Source organism: Lutimonas vermicola (genome assembly GCF_038433205.1).
Taxonomy (GTDB): Bacteria; Bacteroidota; Bacteroidia; order Flavobacteriales; family Flavobacteriaceae; genus Lutimonas; species Lutimonas vermicola.
In genome coordinates this window covers 747627-764187 of record NZ_JBCDNA010000003.1, presented here as the reverse complement: position 1 = coordinate 764187, position 16561 = coordinate 747627, and the positions used below count along the sequence as shown (strand labels likewise).

Here is a 16561-nt window from a genome sequence, read left to right as displayed (position 1 = left end):
AAAATATTTTCACTTCTTACGTCTCCCTTCTCACCTCTCACTTCTAACATCCCAAACCTAAATATAGACTTTTTTTCTTATCCGCAATAAGCACTTTCCTTTTCGACTTTATAAGCTTATCTTTGCAGCGATTTTATAAAAAAAACATGGGAAATATTGTTGCTATTGTTGGAAGGCCAAACGTTGGGAAATCGACGCTTTTCAATCGTTTGATTCAGAGAAGAGAGGCTATAGTTGACGCTGTTAGCGGCGTTACACGCGACAGGCATTACGGTAAAACCGACTGGAACGGCAGGGAATTCTCTGTGATCGATACAGGTGGCTATGTTGTGGGCAGTGATGATATTTTTGAAGCTGAAATTGACAAACAGGTCGAATTGGCCATTGATGAAGCCGATGCCATTATATTTATGGTTGATGTTGAAAGTGGGGTCACAGGGATGGATGAAGAAGTTGCCCATTTATTAAGACAGGTTAAAAAACCAGTTTTTTTAACAGTTAACAAAGTGGATAATGCTAAAAGAGCTGCTGATGCGGTTGAATTTTACGCGCTGGGCTTGGGTGACTACTACACCATTGCAAGCACCAATGGGAGTGGCACAGGAGAGTTGTTAGATGCTATTGTGGCAGCACTTCCTGAAAAAGAAGAAAAAGTAGAAGATGATCTGCCCAGGTTTGCTGTGGTTGGAAGGCCAAATGCGGGAAAATCATCTTTTATCAACGCTTTAATCGGAGAAGACCGATATATCGTTACTGATATCGCCGGAACTACCAGGGACGCAATTGACACCAAATACAACAGGTTTGGCTTTGATTTCAATCTTATTGACACGGCTGGGATCAGGAAAAAGTCAAAAGTAAAAGACGATCTTGAATTCTATTCGGTCATGAGATCTGTAAGAGCCATTGAATACAGTGACGTTTGTATTTTAATTATTGATGCCACGAGAGGTTTTGAGGGGCAGGATCAAAATATCTTTTGGCTGGCAGAAAAAAATAAAAAGGGTATCGTTATTTTGGTGAACAAATGGGATCTTGTGGAAAAAGACACACATACCACCAAAGAATTTGAGGCCATGATAAGAAGGGAAACAGCGCCTTTTACCGATGTTCCCATAGTTTTCATTTCGGCACTTACAAAGCAAAGAATCTTTAAAGCCATTGAAACGGCTGTAGAAGTATTTGAAAACAGAAAACAAAAAATCGCCACAAGTAAGCTGAATGAGACCATGCTGGAAATTATAAAGTTAAATCCTCCACCGGCCTACAAAGGAAAATATATCAAAATTAAATACTGCATGCAGTTGCCTTCTCCAACACCTCAATTTGTCTTTTTTGCAAATTTGCCACAGTATGTCAAAGAACCCTATAAGCGATTTATTGAAAACAAACTGAGGGAAATTTACAATTTTAAAGGAGTTCCCGTGGTTGTTTATTTTAGGAAAAAGTAACAAATCATTTTTTACCTTTAGAACTTCAGGACTTTTTCTAAATGTCTAAAAATGAAATATCAAAACGTTTTAATGCTGATGACCTTTATTTTTGCCATCGTCGGGTGTCAAAAAACGGTTCCCGGACCTAAGGAAGTAGTCAGTAAAGAAACAACTGAAATTGCTGCTAAAGTTTGTGATTCAGTAAAAGCCAGGCACTATGGGGCAGACGCTTATGGTATGAAAAAGTATATCATGGCCTTTCTAAAAAGCTGGCCTAATCATAGTGTTGATTCAGTTCAGCGAAGTGATTTACAAAGGGCACATTTGGATAATATAAATCGTTTGGCGAACAAAGGAAAATTAGTTTTAGATGGTCCTTTTTTTGGAAATGATGACCTCCGCAGGATCTATGTTTTGAATGTGCAATCCATTGAGAAGGCAAGATTGCTTTCCAATACCGATCCTTCGATTAAGGCCGGTGATTTGGAGATCGAACTCCGGGAATGGTATGCATCAGCCGCTTTGATGGAGGTCAATGAGCTTCATGCTACCTTTGTTAAAGAAGATATCTAATCATCAATGAGCAGAAAAGCAGGATGAATTTTACATTTAAACCTTTCCCCGAAATCACAACGACACGTTTAAAATTGCGCGATTATTGCGAAGATGACTATACCCGGGTGTTTTTTTTAAGATCTGACTCGGAAGTCACCAAATTTATTAAAAGGGAACATCCCAAAGCGTTAGAAGACGCCATGGACTTTGTAAAAAAAGTTCAAAATAGCATGGCCGATGGTGCCAATGTCAACTGGGCTATTTGTCAACATGAGAAGCCCGAAATGATAGGTTCAATTTGTCTTTGGAATTTTTCAAAGGACCTTAAAACCGGCGAAATAGGCTATGACCTGCATCCCAATTATCAAAACAAGGGTTTTATGAATGAGGCTTTACAAGCGGTTCTTGGATTTGGATTTGAAACCTTAAAACTCAATCATATCAAAGCCTATACGCATCATGCCAATGAAAATTCAATAAATTTATTAAAGAAAAATGGCTTTGTGATTCTAGCTGAAGAAAAAGACCCGGACAATGAAGATAATATCATTCTTTCATTAAGCAATCGGGAATTTCTTTAAAAACAAATTGCTGATATATCCACCCGCTTGTATGAACATACTACCAGCCTCCGCTTGCTCCACCACCTCCGAAGCCGCCGCCTCCGAAGCCGCCTCCGAAGCCTCCGCCAAAGCCGCCACCTCCGAAACCTCCGCCTGAGCTGCCGCCTCCGAAACCACCCCTGCCGGCTTGACTCAGTATGATCGCATCCAGAAGTGAAAATCCACCCGATTTTCTTCCTCCTTTTCTGCCCCCTCCTTTATTTCTTCGTGAAAGAATCATCATGATTACGATAAAAATGATCACGATAAGAAATGCAGGGAATTTTCCCTGCGGCCCTTCACGAGTTCTTTCTCCCTGATATTCGCCATTCATGATTCGGATGATGGCATCGGTTCCCTGATCGAGTCCCTGATAATACCGACCCTGTTTAAAGGCAGGTGTGATGATGTTTTCAATGATTCTTTTTGATAAAGCATCGGTAAGTAAATGTTCTACTCCATAGCCGGTCCTTATGGTCATGCGGCGATCTTCTTTTGAAACGAGAAGCAGTACCCCATTGTCTTTGTCTTTCTGACCAATACCCCATTTATGGGCAAGTTCGGTCGCATACATAGCGATGTCCTTACCCTCCAAAGAATTAATCGTAATCACAACGATTTGGGTTGAAGTTGTATCGCTGTAATTAATGAGTTTTTGCTCGAGTCTTTTTGCTTCGTTTCCACTCATCATTTGAGCCTTGTCATAAACACTGGTTTGGGTTTTTGGCTTTTCAGGTAAATAATCCTGTGCTTTCATTTGAAAGCTTCCTGCCATAAACAATAACAACAGGCTCGTATATTTAATCAGTTTAAGATGCATTGTAATCAAAAAGTTCTTTGTAATATTGATACGCAATATACCAAAAAAGCAGCAATTCTTTCTCTAGATACTAACAATTCTCTGATGAAAAAACTATTCCTTATCCTTCTGTTTACTACATTTTTAAGTCAAGCCCAGCAACTGGATATTGAAAAGTTAAAGGGTATGAAGGCCAGAGCAGTGGGTCCTGCCGGGATGAGCGGAAGGATTACTGCAATCGATGTGGTCAATGAAAAACCCAATATTATCTATGTGGGAGCCGCATCCGGGGGCGTCTGGAAATCGGAAAGCGAAGGTATATCCTGGGAACCTGTTTTTGACAAAGAAAATTTACAATCAATCGGAGCCATCAGTATCCAACAAAGCAACCCCGACGTGATCTGGGTGGGAACAGGAGAAGGAAACCCCAGAAATAGTATGAATAGCGGATTTGGTATTTACAAGAGTATCGATGGAGGGAAAAACTGGAAACTGATGGGACTGGAAAAAACCAGGAATATCCATCGTATCATCATAGATCGGGATCATCCGAATACAGTCTATGTTGCCGCCATAGGTTCTCCCTGGGGTGAACATTCCGAAAGAGGGGTTTTTAAAAGCATCGATGGTGGAAAAACCTGGAAGAATATATTGTTTGTGAATAATCAAACAGGAGCGGCTGATCTGGTTATGGATGCAAACAACCCCAATAAACTGATAGCCGCTATGTGGCAACACAGGCGAAAACCTTACACTTTTCATTCCGGAGGCGAAGGGTCAGGTTTGTATGTCTCCTTTGATGGAGGAGACAATTGGACCAAAAAGGCCAAGGAAGACGGTTTACCCGAAGGAGAGCTGGGCAGAATTGGACTCGCTATTTCAAAAAGCAATCCTAAAGTGGTCTACGCCTTGATTGAGGCCAAAAAAAACGGTCTTTACAGGTCTGATGATGGCGGGTTTACGTGGAAACTAATCAATAGCAATTCCTCTGACAGAGGGAGTTCAGGAATTGGGGACCGTCCTTTTTATTATTCCGATATTTTTGTGGATCCCAAAAACGAACATCGATTGTATACGGTTTTTACCTATGTCAATTACAGCATTGACGGTGGAAAAAGCTTCCAACAGCTGATGCCAGCCTATAATTCCGAAGTGGGTATACACCCGGACCACCACGCCTGGTGGATTCATCCTGATCATCCTGAATATATGATCGATGGGAATGACGGTGGATTAAACATCACAAAAGATAAAGGTAAAACATGGAAGTTTGTTGAAAACCTGCCTGTTGGACAATTCTATCACATCAACGTTGACAATGAATTCCCATATAACCTTTATGGCGGTATGCAGGATAACGGATCCTGGGCAGGACCGGCTTATGTTTTCAAGTCACAAGGCATTCGAAATTCATATTGGCAGGAGATCCTTTTCGGCGATGGCTTTGATGTGATTCCAGATCCAAAAAACAATCGTTATGGTTATGCCATGTCCCAGGGAGGTAATTTATACAGATATGACCGTGAAACGGGGGCCGCTAAGTTTATAAAACCAAAACATCCTGATCCCGATGTCAAACTGCGATTCAACTGGAATTCGGCTCTTGCCATTGATCCCTTTGATCAGCAAACAATTTATTATGGAAGTCAGTTTGTGCATAAATCAAAGAACCGGGGCCATGAATGGGAGCTGATTTCTGATGACCTCACAACAAATGATCCTGAAAAGCAAAAACAACACGATAGTGGTGGGCTTACAATGGATGCTACTGGAGCAGAGAATTATTGCAGTATCCTTGTGATCAGTCCCAGTACCCTGCAAAAAGATGAATTATGGGTTGGTACAGATGACGGACAGATACAACTAAGCCGGGACGGAGGAAAGAGCTGGGCAAATGTCAGTCCTAAATCAAGTGAATTACCAAAAGATGGTTGGGTTGCACAGATCAGGGTCTCTGCCTTTGCAAAAGGCGAAGCTTACGCCCTTGTCAATAATTATCGAAATTTTGATTTTAAACCCTATTTATTGAGAACCCGTGATTATGGAAAAACCTGGATAAATTTGTTAAAAGACAAAAAAGAAAACTTTGGCTATAGCCTTTCTTTGGTTCAGGATCCCTTGGAAAAAAAGTTGCTCTTTCTCGGTACCGAAAATGGTTTGTATATCAGTTTGAATGAAGGGAGCTCATGGACCAAATGGACCAATGATTACCCCAGTGTCTCCACAATGGATATGGTCATTCATCCAAGGGAACATGACCTTGCCATTGGAACGTTTGGACGATCCCTCTACGTTCTGGATGACATTCGTCCGTTGAGAGAAATAGCTAAGAACGGTACCGAAATTCTTGACAGGACCATAAAATTATTTGAACCCCCAATGGCCTACCGCGTCCAGTACCAGGAACCGAGCGGAACAAGATTTGGAGCAAATGCCACATTTAACGGAGAAAATCGTAAAAAAGGCGCCATGATCAGCTACATGATCAACAAGGAGGAAACAAAAAAGAACAGCCAAAAGGAGGTTAAGAAAAACACGGTAAATGATTCTCTTATTTTAAAAATTTACGACGCCAATGACCACCTCATCCGCACCTTGAAACCGGATGTTCCCAAAGAAAACGGCCTGCAAAGATTGTATTGGAACCTGGATGAGAAAGGCGTATTCAGTCCGTCAAGAAGTACAGTAACAACCCATGTTGAACCTTCCGGGGTCAAGGTGATACCCGGTACATATAAACTGGTTTTACATTTTCAAGGCCTCAAAGATTCGGCGCAAATAAAAGTTGCGTTTGATCCCAGGATAGATATACCCTATGAAAGCCTGAAGGAAAAGCACGATATTCTTAAAATACTGGAACAAAAGAAAGATCTGGCCTTTAGGTCGGTTGAACAGTTAAAGTCCTCAAAAAATACCGTCTTGACTGTTAAAAAACAAGCTAAAATAAACGACACTATTCTGCACAAAGACCTTATCCGGTTAAGCGACAGTATTCAAAAATCAATCGACCAACTCATTGATGATGTGCTCGGTAAAGAAGATAAACGTCAAGGGATTACCGCAACAAAGACCCCCTCTAATATTTCTTTTTTAAATACAGCTATATCTTATGTAGGGGCTTTAGACAGGGTACCGGGAAAAACAGAAAAACAGTTGATTCAAAATGCTCAAGTCAAACTCGATCCTGTGATCAAAAAGATTAATGCGTTTTATGCCCGGGACTGGATGGATTATCGTGGAAAGGTAGAAAAAGCCAAACTCAGCCTTTTTAAGGATTACGATCTATTGGAATAGTACTTAGAAAATATATGTCCCTAAATTTCATCTGATGGAACAAGGCATTTGTCATTTTCCCATGTTCCCCTTAAAGTGTCTGCTTTGATAGGTATTCCTTCACAGGTGAGGTAGGTGTTTCCTTGTTTTTTAATGATTATTAGCTCCCCGGACAACAATGACTTGATGACCAACGCTGCCAGAGCGGTTTCATCTGCCTTCGGGTTTTTTCTATAAATATCAAGCCCGGCCTTGTTGTTGAAATGATCCATATCAGAAGAGGCCTTATCAGGCAAAGACCCGTCTTCGGTTCTCCCTTTGAGAAAAGTCCTGTAATTTCCCTTTTCATGTGCCTTACCCAATTTGACAGCCGCTTTCTCACCAATTCTTTGACTTAGAAGAGCCATCCAGTAAGCATGCTTAAACGCATCCAGCCGGCCACCGCTTATGTCAGTGCCAACGATACCCAATTTGAGAATTGAATCAGTTACACGGAGCGTTTTAAGAGATACTTCTAAAGCATTTTTTGCCTTAAAGGGATGCCAGATCACCCACCATTTCTCAGGGCTACTTAAATTCCAGAAACTTGCACGCTTATCATGACCATAACTATTCATGGTTAAAACACTCCATAAAACCGCCTGAAAGATGATTGTTTTCATAGGTTAAAGATACTAAAAGAAGTACATCGTAATTTTTGCTTTTTAACCCATATTTCGTCGTAAAATTCCTAATTTTGGAAATCCAAGTCTAAAAAACAAATCTCATATGAAATATCTTCCCATCGATAAACAATTGTTCATAAAGAACAGGGCTAAATTTGCAGATAAAATGATTTCAAATTCAATGGCCATTTTTAATTCAAACGATATTTATCCCATCAGTGCAGACAGCACACTGCCCTTTGCGCAACACAGGGATATCTTTTATCTCTCAGGGGTTGATCAGGAAGAAAGTGTTTTGGTGCTCTTTCCTGACTGTCCAAAAAAGGAAAACCGGGAAATACTTTTTTTGAAAGAAACAAATGATCATATCGCCGTTTGGGAAGGAGAAAAATTAACCAAGGAAAAGGCTTTTGAAACATCAGGTATCAAAACCGTATACTGGTTACAGGAAATGGAAAAAGTGTTATTTGAACTAATGACGCAGGCTGAAACCGTGTATGTGAATACCAATGAACACTACAGGGCAAATGTGGAAACTGAAACCCGTGATGCCCGGTTTATCAAATGGCTGCAAGCAAAATATCCGGGTCATAGTTATAAAAGATGCCAACCGATTATCCAAAGGTTGAGGTCAGTTAAAGAACCACAGGAAATAGAAATGATACAAAAAGCCTGTGATATTACCGAAAAAGGATTTAAAAGGGTTTTAGGTTTTATCAAACCGGGTGTAATGGAATACGAGATTGAGGCAGAGTTTATTCATGAATTCAAAATAAACAGATCGGCAGGCTTTGCTTATAGCCCTATTATCGGGTCAGGATTTAATGCTTGTGTATTACACTATTTAGAAAATAACCAGCCTTGTTCAGAAGGGGAGGTTGTCCTTATAGATGTTGGCGCTGAATATGCCAATTATGCAAGTGATATGACAAGGAGCGTTCCTGTTTCAGGAAAATTTTCTCAAAGGCAAAAAGATGTCTATAATGCTGTTCTAAGGGTAAAAAATGCCGCTGCTAAAATGTTGGTCCCTGGAACTATTTGGGCAGATTATCACGTGGAGGTGGGCAAGCTCATGACTAAAGAATTACTCACACTTGGATTGATCTCCAAAGAAGATGTTGAGAAGGAAGATCCAAACTGGCCGGCATACAAGAAGTATTTTATGCATGGGACCTCACATCATATGGGGCTCGACACGCATGACTATGGTATCCTAACAGAGCCTATGGAGGCAGGTATGGTTTTTACCGTGGAACCCGGAATCTATATTCCAGATGAAAATCTTGGTATCAGGTTAGAAGACGACTACCTGATCCAAAAAAGTGGGGACCCGGTTAATCTTATGGAAAATATCCCTATCGAAATAGAAGATATTGAAAAATGGATGTCGAAATAAGCAAACCTCTGATTAAAAATTCTTCAGGCATTTTTAGCAGTATTGTTTTTTATCGAGCTGTATATGTTTGCTGAAGCAAACCCAAGAATAGAAGGGATTATCCAACCCAAGCCTTCTCTGGAAAGAGGGATTATGTTGTATAAAAATTCCAGGTTTTCAACCGGGATCAAAAATTTTAAAAAATCCGGAATACTAAATAAAATTGCGATCCCAACTACGGTTCTGAAAACAATTGGGCCTGCATATTTTTCAGGGAGTAAATTCAACATTATTAATGATATCGCAATAGGGTAAATAAACATCAGGACGTATACAGCCAGATCAATGATAAACTTTACGTCAAACTGACCTATAAGAATTCCAAAAACGCTTGAAACCGCAGCTGTAATAATATAGATTGGTTTCGAATCATGAAACAGTTCCTTAAAAAAATCAGCAGTACCTACCACGATACTTACCGCTGTCGTAAAACAGGCAGCCGCCACCAAAACTGCCAGGAATGCAGATCCGTATTTCCCTAAAGTTATCGTTGCCAAAGAACTGAGAAGCTGTGGCCTGCTAATGTCGGATGGAAACTCAAAATTGTATTTTGCGCCTATAAAAATTAAGCCCAGATAAATGATAAACAAACCCGTCAGGGCAATCAGGCTCGAACGAATAATGATGCTTTTTTTATCTGAAACCTGAATATCCCAATTGGAATTATTTACATTGACCACGATTATACCACCCACAAGAAGACCTGCAATCGCATCATAGGTTTGATATCCTTCTAAAAAACCGCTGATAAAAGAGTTTTTATATTGACTGGCCACCATATTTTCTGAGGAACCGGTAACACCAATCCCAATGATAATTAATAAAATAATCACAATAATGGGTGTCAAATATTTACCGAGAAAGTCCATGACTTTCCCCCTGTTAATCGCAAAAACAAAAACAGCAGAAAAATAAACGGTGCTGGTTATCAAAGAATTTATCTCAAAATATGGCTGAATCGCCATTTCATGGGTTACTGCTGCCGTTCTTGGGCAAGCTAGAACAGTCGCAATTACATAAACTGAAATGCTGAATATGACACCAAACTTCATGGATACTTTTTTACCAAAATCAACCATGGTCCCCTGTAGTTTCGCATGGCCTAATAGGGCAAGTAATGGAATCACTGTTGCTGAAATAATAAAGCCAATGGTGACCATCCACCAATCAGGCCCTGAATTAAAACCTAAAAGGGGTGGAAGTATCAGGTTACCCGCGCCAAAGAACGAGGCAAAAATGGCAAAACCCAGTACGAAGATTTGTTTGGTTCTATTCATAGATTCAGAATGTGATAAATATAGTAAATTAGCGAAGCAATTACTTCTTTATGCCAAAACTACTTTATAAAAATGCAAAATTTTATTATTCTGATCAGGGAAGCGGGCCGGTATTAGTGCTTTTGCATGGATTCCTGGAGGACCTTAGCATGTGGGACGATATCGTAGGTTCCCTTCGGCAGACTCATCGTGTTATTTGCCTTGATCTTCTGGGTCATGGAAAAACTGATAATCTGGGCTATATACACACGATGGAAGCCCAGGCCCGGATGTTGCATTTTTTATTGGACCACCTCGACATACCCCGATGCACGCTTATTGGTCATAGCATGGGGGGGTATATTGCTTTGGCTTTCGCTGAATTGTTCCCGAAAATGGTTCAAGGTATCTGCCTTATGAATTCTACGGCGCTTGCCGATACAGAAGAGAAAAAAATAAACAGGGATCGGGGTATTAAGGCCGTAAAACAAAACCATAAAACCTTTATCAGAATAGCCATCCCTAATTTATTTTCTGAAGAGAACAGATCAGTCTTTTTAAAAGAAATTCAGGGAACTACCGAAAAAGCCTTACAAATGAGCCCGCAAGGAATTATTGCTGCCCTTGAGGGGATGAAAACAAGAACAGATCGCACTCATATACTAGAGCAAAACAATTACCCTGTACTGATGGTTATAGGCAAGAAGGATCCCGCTCTCGATTACCAAAGTTCATTGCTTCAAAGCGCTGTTGGATCTGTGGAAAAGGTCGTTTTTGAAGATGGCCATATGAGTCACATCGAGAATAAACAGGAATTAATTAAAGCCCTTTCTGAGTGGGGACCTCTGCGTTTAGATCTTTAATAAATCTACATATGAAAGATATTTGTCCACTTTGTACTGCGCCTTCCAGCACGTTCTTCAAGGATAATAATCAGCATTTCCTGCTTTGCCCCAATTGTGCGGGAATTTTCAGGGACCGGCATGAATTATTGCATATTTACGATGAAAAAAAGAGATACCTTAACCATAAAAGTGACGTAAAAGATATGGGCTATCTTAAATTCGTAAGCCCTATCATCAAACAGGTAAAACATTATTTTGGCAAAGGAGCCAGGGGTCTTGATTATGGCTGCGGACATACACCGGTTTTATCTGAACATCTTTCAAAAGAGGCCTATACCATGTCGTATTTTGATCCCATCTTTTTTAATGACATCTCACTGATGAATTATGGATATGAGTTTATTGTTTGCTGCGAAGTCATGGAGCATTTTTACCATCCCCTGACGGAATTCAAAAAATTATATAAGTCCCTGCTCCCCGACGGGAAACTGATCTGTAAAACACATCTTTTTGAAAAGGAAATTGACTTTGATAGCTGGTATTACAAAAATGACCCTTCTCATGTTTTTATTTACCAGGATAAAACCATAGAATGGATTAAAGAATTTTGTGATTTTAAAGATGCAGAAATCTCTGATCGGGTAATCACCTTTTCCAAATAATTGCTAAATTTAAGGTTGGCTATATTATTATAACTAAAGATCGATGCGATGAAGAAAATAATTACTGTGCTTATGATGAGTCTGCTTTTTGTACCTGCCGTTTTGGGTCAGACAAAAAAAGAAAAAAAAGAGATGCTGGAAACCGAAGAATACAAAAAAATGCTGGAGTTGATCGAGAGCGAGAAATATGATTTTGAGGCAGACTGGGCCAATGCTCAGCAAGGAGGCCGAATCAATTTAACCACAAATCCCAACTTTATAAAAATCAACAAAGACAGCGCAAATATCTTTTTGCCGTACTTTGGGAATTTGTATTCAGGCACATCAGCCATAACCGGAAACAGTGGTATCGAATTTGAAGGGCTCATGAAAGATTATACAATGACGGCTGACGACAACAAAAAAAAGATAAGTGTGACATTTAGTGCCATCAGTAAAAATGAGCAATACGACTTTACCCTATCGTTTTTCAAAAATGGAAAAACACTTGTCAATGTCAACAGTAATTACCGCTCAAATATTAAATACGACGGAATGACCAAGAAGCCTAAACCAAAGGAATAAGTTATTTCATTGCGTTCCAACCCTGAGCCACGATAGCTACTTTTTGTCCTCCGCGTGTTACCAGTTCAGCCACGTTGGCTTCGTCTGTCATGTATCCAATGATACTGAAGTTTGGATTGGCCTTTATCTTAGGAAAATCTTCTTGTTTGACAGTGAATAACAACTCATAATCCTCACCCCCGCTCAAGGCAATGGTTGTACTGTCAATATTGAATTCTTCACATGTGGAAATGACTTGCTGATCTAAGGGGATTTTATCTTCAAAAAGTTGGCATCCCGTATTTGATTGTTTACATAAATGCAATATTTCAGAAGAGAGACCATCTGAAATATCGATCATTGAAGTAGGTTGCACCTCCAGATCCGCCAACAATTGGATGATATCTTTTCTGGCTTCAGGCTTCAACTGACGCTCCACAAGATATGTGTAATTTTCTAGTTCGTGTTCGGCATTAGGATTGACCTGAAACACCTGCTTTTCTCTTTCAAGTACCTGCAAACCAAGATACGCAGCGCCCAGATCACCCGTTACCACAAGTAAATCCTTTGATTTGGCCCCGTTTCTATAAACACATTTCTCCTTTTTGACCTCACCAAGTGCGGTAATGCTAATGAGCAATCCCTTTGTTGACGAAGTCGTGTCTCCTCCTACCAAATCCACCTGATACGCTTTACAGGCCAGGTGAATACCGGCATACAATTCTTCCAGAGCCTCCAGAGGAAACCGATTGGAAACCGCTATTGATACGGTAATTTGTTTGGCATCGCCATTCATGGCATAAACATCCGAAAGGTTCACCACGACAGCTTTATAACCGAGGTGTTTAAGAGGCATATAGCTCAAATCGAAATGTACGCCTTCAACCAACAGGTCTGTGGTAACCAGCGTTTGAACCTCTCCTCGACCTATAACCGCACAATCGTCACCGATTCCTTTTATGGTCTGATGATGATGGATAACAGTTTGTTTGGTAAGGTGATCTATTAACTTAAACTCTCCCAATTCTGAAAGGGAAGTTCTTGATTGATTTTTATCTTCTAACATGGCGCAAAGATAGTCCTTCTCTTTAAAATTTCCATATAAGCCGATTAAATTCGGGGCTTTCAATTAAAGACAATACCAATCTAAAAGCACTAATAAAGATTGCCACCCAAAATTTAATATAAAATTTATATTTTTATCCATGATCCGACATCATATATACCGATTATAACACTATAAAACCTATGAAGAAACTATCGCTATCCTCTAAAGTTCTTATGGGTGTTTTGGGTGGCATTACGACCGGTTTGTTTTTTGGAGAAGAAGTGGCTTGGCTCAGCATCGCAGGAGATGTATTTATTGGTTTGCTTCAAATGACTGTCCTTCCTTATATCATGTTTTCACTCATTGTGAACATCGGAAGGCTATCGATGGATACAGGGAAAAAAATTATTCGATACGGGCTCATATTCCTGTTCCTCCTGTTAAACATAGGACTGCTTTATTTGATTATTTTACCCTTGAGCTTTCCTTCATGGTCAAGTGGTAATTTCTACAGTGCTGATTTTATACAACCCGTGGTTCCCTTTGATTTTGTCAAACTTTATATTCCAGCCAATCCCTTTGAGTCAATGAGTGACAATGTGGTTCCGGCAGTTGTTCTTTTCAGTATTTTTATTGGTTTGGGGGTCATGAAACTACCAAATAAGGAGTCTCTTTTAAAACCACTGGATGTGCTTACCGACGGGCTCAATCAAGTTAATAAAATGATCATTAAAATTACACCTTTGGGCGTTTTTAGTATTGCTGCAGGTGTTGTGAGCACCTTAAGCTGGTCTGATCTCAGCCGTTTACAGGGCTACCTTTTCGTCTATTTGCTCGCTGTGATTCTGATCACCTTTATCGTGCTACCCTATCTCATAGCAATATTTACACCCTATTCTTCAAAAACCATTTTTAGAATTACCCGATCAACCCTGATAACAATTTTTGCAACAGGGAAAATCATTGTTGTATATCCGCAACTTATCGAGAATATCAAAGAAATCATCCAATCTGATGATCATGCCACGGAAGAGGATCAGGACCGGGTGGATATTATCATGCCGCTGGCTTATCCTTTTCCCAACCTCGGTACCTTGATGATTTTTATCTTTGTGCCCTTTGCGGCCTGGTTCACGGGTAAAGCCCTTGCTTTTTCAGATTATCCCATATTTCTAAGTTCCACCCTGCTGAGTAGTTTTGTGGCTCCCATCACAGGTCTGCCTTTTAGCCTGGACCTATTAAAAATCCCGAAAGAAACCTTCCAGCTTTTCGTGGTTTCAACTGTCATTACAGATAGGATCAGGGTCGTATTGGGTGCTTTTCACCTGATTACCCTGACCCTTTTGACAGTATCAGCCTGCGGAGGGTATATAAAGTTTAAAAAAAGGAAGTTTATTCAGGCTCTTGTCGTTATTTCAATTACGACTGTTATATCAGTCGTTGCCCTAAGATTGATCCTGGAGTCAAGTATGAAAAATATCCCAAGCAATCTGGAGATCGTTAATCAGTTTAAACTGATCAGTAACCAACAAAACTATGTCATCCTTGAGAAGTCAGGTCCCAATCCGAATCCGAAGTGGAGAGGAGAAAATACCCTGAGCAGAATCAAAAGAAGGAATAAGGTCAGAATCGGATTTTATGAAAACGCAGGTCCTTTTACTTTTTACAATAAAGACAGCGCCCTTGTAGGTTATGGAATTGACCTGGCCCATCAACTGGCGGCCGATCTTGATGTAAATATTGAATTTGTGCCTATCAAACCAGGTTTTGTCTTAGACGGCATTAAATCAGATTATTTTGACATAGTGATGTCCGATATTTTCTTGTCAAGCCGTTATGCTGAAGAAGTTGAATTGTCAAAGCCTTATCTCAATGTTAGCCTGGCACTCCTCACCAAACAGGATAACAATATGTTTGATAATTTTAACACAGCTTCAAAACTGGACACATTTACAGTTTCATATATAGACCGCAAAGAAATCGCTAAAGAATTCTTATCCTATTTTCCTAAGGGTGGTGCTTATCCTGTTCCTGAGATCAATGACTTTTTTACCCTTAGTCAACATATGAAAAATGAAATTGATAGCACCCGTAATGATTCCGTGGTTATTGATGCCCATCTAACCAGCGCTGAGAGGGCTGCTTCAGTCACAATATTTAAAACAGATTATAAGGTAGTTAACCCTTTGCCGTATCACATCAATAACGCACTGGTATTTCCTCTCGCCAGAGACAATATTTGGCGTGGTTATATCAATAAATGGATCGATTTCAGAAAGCAGGACGGCACCTTTGATCGGATCTATGACCAATGGATCCTTGGTAACCCAATTGAAAAAGAAAGTCAAAAATGGAATATCCTAAATGATGTGATCAAACCCTGGTTTGCAAAAGAGAAAGACTCCTTAAGGTCAGAACCGGAATAATCTGTTCGTTCTAAACAAGGAGATCATTTAGGCCTGTCTTCTTATAAACCCCTTTCCTTCTGAATATGCTCATAGGCCCTTTGTACCTCCCTGAATTTATCTTCTGCTCCTTTAACATGTTCAGGGCCCAGATTTTGAAGTTTATCAGGATGGTATTTTTTGACCATTCTTCTATAAGCCTTTTTGAGCTCTTCATTGGATGCCGATTTTTTAATTTCCAGGATTTTATACGAACTGTCAACCTCATTGTAGAACATGGCCTTAATGGAATTGAAATCGTATTGATTGATATTCAGGTATCCGGCTATGGTATTGATCTTTTGTAATTCCTTCTCAGTGACCATCCCGTCCGCTTTGGCTACTCCAAATAAAAAATGGAGTAACTGAAGCCTTGAGGGGTGATTCATATGTCTGTTGATCTGCATACAAACCTGTCGAGTGGAAATTCGATTGTTACTAATAATTCCTTTAAAAAGTTTAAAAGCGTGATTAGCACGTTCTTTGCCGTACATGCTTACAAATGAAGACCTCACAAAATCAAGCTCCCTTTTGTCGACACCTCCGTCGGCTTTGATAACAATAGCCGCCAGTACCAATAAACTGATCTCAAAATCTCCGGACTGGGTTGATTGTTTTTTTCCCGCATTTTTATTTGCATCCAAAAGTTCGCTTTCGGAGAATTCATCTACAAAACTGCCTAAAACAAAACCAAGGATGCCGCCAATTGGACCTGCAAAGGTCCATCCCAAACCTGCACCAAGCCATTTCGAAAAATTTGCCATACTTAATTAAAAAGCACAAATATACGCGTCTGGACACATTTTAAGCCAATTCAAATCCAAATATTTTGTGAAAAATAGCCCATCCGGGGCTTGTAGGAAGGAAAAGGTCGTTTTAATACCCATCTGTTCTTCACCTGTTACGCTCTATTGCAACGGAAATTATGGTAAACTTTTTGATTTCTTATGCCACAATCAGGACTTAACTTAATTTAGGCTATGCTGGTTAATATATTTTCA

Annotated in this window: 14 protein-coding genes; 9 read left to right on the top strand and 5 right to left on the bottom strand. The window is 39.9% G+C overall.

What is annotated here, in order from left to right; genetic code table 11:
- The first annotated feature begins 146 nt into the window (after window positions 1-146).
- Genes der through AABB81_RS15375 form a run of 3 tightly spaced genes read left to right on the top strand, consistent with a single transcriptional unit; the run spans window position 147 to window position 2569 of the window.
- Complete coding sequence (gene der, locus AABB81_RS15385) at window positions 147-1451, top strand: ribosome biogenesis GTPase Der (RefSeq protein ID WP_342161452.1); 1305 nt, start codon at window positions 147-149, stop codon at window positions 1449-1451.
- Between the two features lie 51 nt (window positions 1452-1502).
- Window positions 1503-2006, top strand: a complete 504-nt coding sequence (locus AABB81_RS15380; protein WP_342161451.1) for a YciI family protein — start codon at window positions 1503-1505, stop codon at window positions 2004-2006.
- Between the two features lie 23 nt (window positions 2007-2029).
- Complete coding sequence (locus tag AABB81_RS15375) at window positions 2030-2569, top strand: GNAT family N-acetyltransferase (RefSeq protein WP_342161450.1); 540 nt, start codon at window positions 2030-2032, stop codon at window positions 2567-2569.
- A gap of 40 nt (window positions 2570-2609) precedes the next feature.
- Here AABB81_RS15375 and AABB81_RS15370 read toward each other — a convergent pair whose 3' ends face one another.
- Window positions 2610-3410, bottom strand: coding sequence for a TPM domain-containing protein (locus AABB81_RS15370; protein ID WP_342161449.1), 801 nt, complete (start codon window positions 3408-3410; stop codon window positions 2610-2612).
- A gap of 84 nt (window positions 3411-3494) precedes the next feature.
- Here AABB81_RS15370 and AABB81_RS15365 point away from each other — a divergent pair, with 84 nt between their 5' ends.
- Window positions 3495-6683 carry a WD40/YVTN/BNR-like repeat-containing protein gene (locus tag AABB81_RS15365; RefSeq protein WP_342161448.1) on the top strand — a complete coding sequence of 1063 codons (3189 nt, stop codon included), beginning with the start codon at window positions 3495-3497 and terminating at the stop codon, window positions 6681-6683.
- A 20-nt stretch (window positions 6684-6703) separates the two neighbouring features.
- Here AABB81_RS15365 and AABB81_RS15360 read toward each other — a convergent pair whose 3' ends face one another.
- Window positions 6704-7324, bottom strand: coding sequence for a DUF6973 domain-containing protein (locus AABB81_RS15360; protein ID WP_342161447.1), 621 nt, complete (start codon window positions 7322-7324; stop codon window positions 6704-6706).
- A gap of 106 nt (window positions 7325-7430) precedes the next feature.
- On the opposite strand from AABB81_RS15360, the gene AABB81_RS15355 reads away from it, so the two are divergent.
- Window positions 7431-8723: an aminopeptidase P family protein gene (locus AABB81_RS15355; RefSeq protein WP_342161446.1), complete on the top strand. Its 1293-nt coding sequence runs from the start codon at window positions 7431-7433 to the stop codon at window positions 8721-8723.
- 23 nt (window positions 8724-8746) lie between these two features.
- Here the strand turns inward: AABB81_RS15355 and brnQ are convergent, their stop codons facing one another.
- Window positions 8747-10039, bottom strand: a complete 1293-nt coding sequence (brnQ, locus tag AABB81_RS15350) for a branched-chain amino acid transport system II carrier protein (protein ID WP_342161445.1) — start codon at window positions 10037-10039, stop codon at window positions 8747-8749.
- 50 nt (window positions 10040-10089) lie between these two features.
- On the opposite strand from brnQ, the gene AABB81_RS15345 reads away from it, so the two are divergent.
- Genes AABB81_RS15345 through AABB81_RS15335 form a run of 3 tightly spaced genes read left to right on the top strand, consistent with a single transcriptional unit; the run spans window position 10090 to window position 12089 of the window.
- Window positions 10090-10881, top strand: a complete 792-nt coding sequence (locus AABB81_RS15345; protein ID WP_342161444.1) for an alpha/beta fold hydrolase — start codon at window positions 10090-10092, stop codon at window positions 10879-10881.
- Window positions 10882-10892: 11 nt separating this feature from the next.
- Entirely contained in the window at window positions 10893-11525 is a 633-nt protein-coding gene (locus tag AABB81_RS15340; RefSeq protein ID WP_342161443.1) for a methyltransferase domain-containing protein, read from the top strand.
- A gap of 48 nt (window positions 11526-11573) precedes the next feature.
- Window positions 11574-12089: a DUF4251 domain-containing protein gene (locus AABB81_RS15335; RefSeq protein WP_342161442.1), complete on the top strand. Its 516-nt coding sequence runs from the start codon at window positions 11574-11576 to the stop codon at window positions 12087-12089.
- Between the two features lies 1 nt (window position 12090).
- Here the strand turns inward: AABB81_RS15335 and thiL are convergent, their stop codons facing one another.
- Window positions 12091-13134 carry a thiamine-phosphate kinase gene (gene thiL / locus AABB81_RS15330; RefSeq protein WP_342161441.1) on the bottom strand — a complete coding sequence of 348 codons (1044 nt, stop codon included), beginning with the start codon at window positions 13132-13134 and terminating at the stop codon, window positions 12091-12093.
- A gap of 182 nt (window positions 13135-13316) precedes the next feature.
- Here thiL and AABB81_RS15325 point away from each other — a divergent pair, with 182 nt between their 5' ends.
- Entirely contained in the window at window positions 13317-15542 is a 2226-nt protein-coding gene (locus AABB81_RS15325; protein WP_342161440.1) for a cation:dicarboxylate symporter family transporter, read from the top strand.
- A 41-nt stretch (window positions 15543-15583) separates the two neighbouring features.
- Here AABB81_RS15325 and AABB81_RS15320 read toward each other — a convergent pair whose 3' ends face one another.
- Window positions 15584-16324 (bottom strand): TerB family tellurite resistance protein, encoded by a 741-nt coding sequence (locus AABB81_RS15320; protein ID WP_342161439.1) that lies wholly within the window; start codon window positions 16322-16324, stop codon window positions 15584-15586.
- Window positions 16325-16561: the final 237 nt, after the last annotated feature.

Coding starts and splice junctions, on each gene's coding strand:
- der (WP_342161452.1), top strand. CDS start 147: ATGGGAAATATTGTTGCTATTGTTGGAAGGCCAAACGTTGGGAAATCG.
- AABB81_RS15380 (WP_342161451.1), top strand. CDS start 1,503: ATGAAATATCAAAACGTTTTAATGCTGATGACCTTTATTTTTGCCATC.
- AABB81_RS15375 (WP_342161450.1), top strand. CDS start 2,030: ATGAATTTTACATTTAAACCTTTCCCCGAAATCACAACGACACGTTTA.
- AABB81_RS15370 (WP_342161449.1), bottom strand. CDS start 3,410: ATGCATCTTAAACTGATTAAATATACGAGCCTGTTGTTATTGTTTATG.
- AABB81_RS15365 (WP_342161448.1), top strand. CDS start 3,495: ATGAAAAAACTATTCCTTATCCTTCTGTTTACTACATTTTTAAGTCAA.
- AABB81_RS15360 (WP_342161447.1), bottom strand. CDS start 7,324: ATGAAAACAATCATCTTTCAGGCGGTTTTATGGAGTGTTTTAACCATG.
- AABB81_RS15355 (WP_342161446.1), top strand. CDS start 7,431: ATGAAATATCTTCCCATCGATAAACAATTGTTCATAAAGAACAGGGCT.
- brnQ (WP_342161445.1), bottom strand. CDS start 10,039: ATGAATAGAACCAAACAAATCTTCGTACTGGGTTTTGCCATTTTTGCC.
- AABB81_RS15345 (WP_342161444.1), top strand. CDS start 10,090: ATGCCAAAACTACTTTATAAAAATGCAAAATTTTATTATTCTGATCAG.
- AABB81_RS15340 (WP_342161443.1), top strand. CDS start 10,893: ATGAAAGATATTTGTCCACTTTGTACTGCGCCTTCCAGCACGTTCTTC.
- AABB81_RS15335 (WP_342161442.1), top strand. CDS start 11,574: ATGAAGAAAATAATTACTGTGCTTATGATGAGTCTGCTTTTTGTACCT.
- thiL (WP_342161441.1), bottom strand. CDS start 13,134: ATGTTAGAAGATAAAAATCAATCAAGAACTTCCCTTTCAGAATTGGGA.
- AABB81_RS15325 (WP_342161440.1), top strand. CDS start 13,317: ATGAAGAAACTATCGCTATCCTCTAAAGTTCTTATGGGTGTTTTGGGT.
- AABB81_RS15320 (WP_342161439.1), bottom strand. CDS start 16,324: ATGGCAAATTTTTCGAAATGGCTTGGTGCAGGTTTGGGATGGACCTTT.